Origin of the sequence: Gordonia paraffinivorans NBRC 108238 (assembly GCF_000344155.1) — a bacterium.
Lineage (GTDB): Bacteria > Actinomycetota > Actinomycetes > Mycobacteriales > Mycobacteriaceae > Gordonia > Gordonia paraffinivorans.
The window spans coordinates 1-5,546 of the sequence record NZ_BAOQ01000072.1 but is presented as its reverse complement, the minus strand read 5'-3'; the positions used below and the strand labels follow the sequence as shown (position 1 = coordinate 5,546).

The window sequence follows — 5,546 nt, the reverse complement described above, 5'->3', positions numbered from 1 at the left end:
TTTCATCGAATACGGGGCCTTTCTGAAGTTGTGTTCGGCGGTGTCCTACTCTCCCACACTGGTTAAGGTGCAGTACCATCGGCGCTGGAGGGCTTAGCTTCCGGGTTCGGAATGGGGCCGGGCGTTTCCCCTCCGCTATGGCCGCCGTAACTCTGTGAAACAACCACAACAGTTGTTTGTTTGTGTTGTGTGTTGTCTCAGAAGATGCATAGTGGATGCGAACACTGCTCAGACTTTTGTGTCTGGTGGTGTTGTGGTGTTGTTGGTAAGTCCTCGGCCGATTAGTACCAGTCACCTGAACACATTGCTGTGCTTACAGTTCTGGCCTATCAACCCCATGATCTGTGGGGGGCCTTAACCCCGCTGAGGGGGTGAGAAACCTCATCTTGGAACAGGCTTCCCGCTTAGATGCTTTCAGCGGTTATCCCTTCCGAACGTAGCTAACCAGCGGTGCCCCTGGCGGGACAACTGGCACACCAGAGGTTCGTCCGTCCCGGTCCTCTCGTACTAGGGACAGGTTTCCTCAAGTTTCTTACGCGCGCGGCGGATAGAGACCGAACTGTCTCACGACGTTCTAAACCCAGCTCGCGTGCCGCTTTAATGGGCGAACAGCCCAACCCTTGGGACCTACTCCAGCCCCAGGATGCGACGAGCCGACATCGAGGTGCCAAACCATCCCGTCGATATGGACTCTTGGGGAAGATCAGCCTGTTATCCCCGGGGTACCTTTTATCCGTTGAGCGACACCGCTTCCACTTGCCGGTGCCGGATCACTAGTCCCGACTTTCGTCCCTGCTCGACATGTACGTCTCACAGTCAAGCTCCCTTGTGCACTTACACTCAACACCTGATTGCCAACCAGGCTGAGGGAACCTTTGGGCGCCTCCGTTACCTTTTAGGAGGCAACCGCCCCAGTTAAACTACCCACCAGGCACTGTCCCTGAACCCGATCAGGGTCCGAGGTTAGAAGTCCAATACGATCAGAGTGGTATTTCAACAACGACTCCACCAACACTGGCGTGCCGGCTTCACAGTCTCCCACCTATCCTACACAAACCGTACCGAACACCAATACCAAGCTATAGTGAAGGTCCCGGGGTCTTTTCGTCCTGCCGCGCGTAACGAGCATCTTTACTCGTACTGCAATTTCGCCGAGTCTGTGGTTGAGACAGCAGAGAAGTCGTTACGCCATTCGTGCAGGTCGGAACTTACCCGACAAGGAATTTCGCTACCTTAGGATGGTTATAGTTACCACCGCCGTTTACTGGGGCTTAAATTCTCAGCTTCGCGGACGAATCCACTAACCGGTCCTCTTAACCTTCCAGCACCGGGCAGGCGTCAGTCCGTATACATCGTCTTACGACTTCGCACGGACCTGTGTTTTTAGTAAACAGTCGCTTCTCTCTGGTCTCTGCGACCCACACCAGCTCCCACCGCAAAGGTGTTCACCAGCCTGGGTCCCCCTTCTCCCGAAGTTACGGGGGCATTTTGCCGAGTTCCTTAACCACAGTTATCTCGATCGCCTTAGTATTCTCTACCTGACCACCTGTGTCGGTTTGGGGTACGGGCCGTGTACCAACTCGCTAGAGGCTTTTCTCGGCAGCATAGGATCATGGAATTCGCCTCAACGGCTACGCATCACCTCTCAGGCATCACGAGACACGGATTTGCCTATGCCTCGCCCTACAGGCTTACACCAGTACAACCACTAACTGGCCCCACTACCTTCCTGCGTCACCCCATCGCTTGCCTACTACCAGCCGAGGTCCCACGCATCACCCCACCGGGCACCCGAAGGCGCCTCGGAAAGGATCTGGATGGTTAGTACAACTGATTCAGCATGGGCGCGGATACACGGGTACGGGAATATCAACCCGTTGTCCATCGACTACGCCTGTCGGCCTCGCCTTAGGTCCCGACTCACCCTGGGCGGATTAGCCTGGCCCAGGAACCCTTGGTCATCCGGCGGCAGAGTTTCTCACTCTGCTTTCGCTACTCATGCCTGCATTCTCACTCCCACACCCTCCACCACTAGATCACTCTGAGGCTTCCACGGATGCAGGACGCTCCCCTACCCACCCACACACCTGGCCGGCCCTCCGTAGAGAACCGACAAGCTAACGTGTGAGTGCCGCGGCTTCGGCGGTGTACTTGAGCCCCGCTACATTGTCGGCGCAGGACCACTTGACCAGTGAGCTATTACGCACTCTTTCAAGGGTGGCTGCTTCTAAGCCAACCTCCTGGTTGTCTTCGCGACCCCACATCCTTTTCCACTTAGTACACGCTTAGGGGCCTTAGCCGGCGATCTGGGCTGTTTCCCTCTCGACTACGAACCTTATCGCCCGCAGTCTCACTGCCACACTCTCACTTACCGGCATTCGGAGTTTGGCTGACGTCAGTAACCCTGTGGGGCCCATCGGCCATCCAGTAGCTCTACCTCCGGTAAGAAACATGTGACGCTGCACCTAAATGCATTTCGGGGAGAACCAGCTATCACGGAGTTTGATTGGCCTTTCACCCCTACCCACAGCTCATCCCCTCCATTTTCAACTGAAGTGGGTTCGGGCCTCCACGACGTCTTACCGTCGCTTCACCCTGGCCATGGGTAGATCACTCCGCTTCGGGTCTAGACCCGGCGACTCAAACGCCCTATTCAGACTCGCTTTCGCTACGGCTACCCCACACGGGTTAACCTCGCCACCGAGCACTAACTCGCAGGCTCATTCTTCAAAAGGCACGCCATCACCCACCCTCCAAAGGAGGCACAAGCTCTGACGGATTGTAAGCGTCCGGTTTCAGGTACTATTTCACTCCCCTCCCGGGGTACTTTTCACCTTTCCCTCACGGTACTAGTCCGCTATCGGTCACCAGGAAGTATTCAGGCTTACCGGGTGGTCCCGGCAGATTCACAGCAGATTCCACGAGCCCGCTGCTACTTGGGAGAACATCACGCAAGACCATGTGCTTTCAGCTACCGGACTCTCACCGTCTACGGCAGACCATTCCAGGCCACTTCACCTAACACACAGTTTTCTGACTCACGCTTCCACAGGTAGATGGAAGAAGATGAACCCCACAACCCCACACGCACAACCCCTACCCGGTATCACATGCGCATGGTTTAGCCTCCTCCGCTTTCGCTCGCCACTACTCACGGAATCACTATTGTTTTCTCTTCCTATGGGTACTGAGATGTTTCACTTCCCCACGTTCCCCCCACACAGCCTATACATTCAGCTGGTGGTAACACGACATCACTCGTGCTGGGTTTCCCCATTCGGACACCCTCGGATCACAGCTCGTTTGACAACTCCCCGAGGACTATCGCGGCCTACCACGTCCTTCATCGGCTCCTGGTACCAAGGCATCCACCGAACGCCCTTACACACTTACAACAACACCTACAAACAACCCCCCACACACAGAACCACAAAGGGCCCTGCACACGAGGATCGAATGTAGACATCACCAAAAACTCACAAGTTTTCTGCTCAATCACACACCAACAACACCAGCCACCCCCACAAGGGGCCGCCAGCCTTGCCGGCGCGAAATAAAGATGCTCGCATCCACTATGCACTTCTCAAACAACACACACCGCACCCAGCTGCATGCCTCCGCGCCCCACCACAGGACACCTCACCGACACACACCCGATCTGCAGCTCAGAGGACAACGTGTGTTCCCTCAGAACCCCGATAGTGTGACGATCAACCCGCCGGCCTCACGACCTCAGCGGCAACCCCAGATGTTTCGTCAGGCGACGAAACCCAAGGCTGTGTCTGATGTTTCACCCTCGAACACACACACGCCGCACAGACATACGCTGGCAGAAACGTGTGATGTTGTGTGCTCCTTAGAAAGGAGGTGATCCAGCCGCACCTTCCGGTACGGCTACCTTGTTACGACTTCGTCCCAATCGCCGATCCCACCTTCGACAGCTCCCTCCCACAAGGGGTTAGGCCACCGGCTTCGGGTGTTACCGACTTTCATGACGTGACGGGCGGTGTGTACAAGGCCCGGGAACGTATTCACCGCAGCGTTGCTGATCTGCGATTACTAGCGACTCCGACTTCATGGGGTCGAGTTGCAGACCCCAATCCGAACTGAGACTGGCTTTAAGGGATTCGCTCCACCTCACGATATCGCAGCCCTCTGTACCAGCCATTGTAGCATGTGTGAAGCCCTGGACATAAGGGGCATGATGACTTGACGTCATCCCCACCTTCCTCCGAGTTGACCCCGGCAGTCTCCTGCAAGTCCCCGCCATTACGCGCTGGCAATACAGGACAAGGGTTGCGCTCGTTGCGGGACTTAACCCAACATCTCACGACACGAGCTGACGACAGCCATGCACCACCTGTCTACCAGCCACAAGGGAAGCCCCATCTCTGGAGCGGTCCGGTAGATGTCAAACCCAGGTAAGGTTCTTCGCGTTGCATCGAATTAATCCACATGCTCCGCCGCTTGTGCGGGCCCCCGTCAATTCCTTTGAGTTTTAGCCTTGCGGCCGTACTCCCCAGGCGGGGTACTTAATGCGTTAGCTACGGCACGGAACCCGTGAAAAGAGTCCCACACCTAGTACCCACCGTTTACGGCGTGGACTACCAGGGTATCTAATCCTGTTCGCTCCCCACGCTTTCGCTCCTCAGCGTCAGTTACTACCCAGAGACCCGCCTTCGCCACCGGTGTTCCTCCTGATATCTGCGCATTTCACCGCTACACCAGGAATTCCAGTCTCCCCTGTAGTACTCAAGTCTGCCCGTATCGCCTGCACGCCTACAATTGAGTTGCAGAATTCCACAGACGACGCGACAAACCGCCTACGAGCTCTTTACGCCCAGTAATTCCGGACAACGCTCGCACCCTACGTATTACCGCGGCTGCTGGCACGTAGTTGGCCGGTGCTTCTTCTCCAGGTACCGTCACTCACGCTTCGTCCCTGGTGAAAGAGGTTTACAACCCGAAGGCCGTCATCCCTCACGCGGCGTCGCTGCATCAGGCTTGCGCCCATTGTGCAATATTCCCCACTGCTGCCTCCCGTAGGAGTCTGGGCCGTGTCTCAGTCCCAGTGTGGCCGATCACCCTCTCAGGTCGGCTACCCGTCGTCGCCTTGGTAGGCCATTACCCCACCAACAAGCTGATAGGCCGCGGGCCCATCCTGAACCGCAAAAGCTTTCCACCAACCCCCATGCGAGAGAAAGTGAATATCCGGTATTAGACCCAGTTTCCCAGGCTTATCCCAGAGTCCAGGGCAGATCACCCACGTGTTACTCACCCGTTCGCCACTCGAGTACCCAGCAAGCTGGGCCTTTCCGTTCGACTTGCATGTGTTAAGCACGCCGCCAGCGTTCGTCCTGAGCCAGGATCAAACTCTCCATGAAAACCTAGCAAAACAACCAACCCACAAAAGAGCCGGCGTTTCAACACTAGAAGACCAGGAAAGAAAACCTGACCAATCCAAAAACCAGCTCACGCCACCCAGACGGGGCCAGATGACATGAACAAAAAACACATCACAACATTCATAAAGAATGCACGATGCC

General features: G+C 56.1%; 3 rRNA genes. All 3 read right to left on the bottom strand.

Annotated features, from left to right (window positions below):
* Positions 1 to 32: 32 nt before the first annotated feature.
* Positions 33 to 149: ribosomal RNA gene (rrf, locus tag GP2_RS20575) — 5S ribosomal RNA — on the bottom strand.
* A gap of 112 nt (positions 150 to 261) precedes the next feature.
* Positions 262 to 3,395 (bottom strand): 23S ribosomal RNA (locus GP2_RS20570).
* A 465-nt stretch (positions 3,396 to 3,860) separates the two neighbouring features.
* A 16S ribosomal RNA gene (locus GP2_RS20565) occupies positions 3,861 to 5,384 on the bottom strand.
* The 16S, 23S and 5S rRNA genes sit together here, the layout of an rRNA operon.
* Positions 5,385 to 5,546 lie beyond the last annotated feature (162 nt).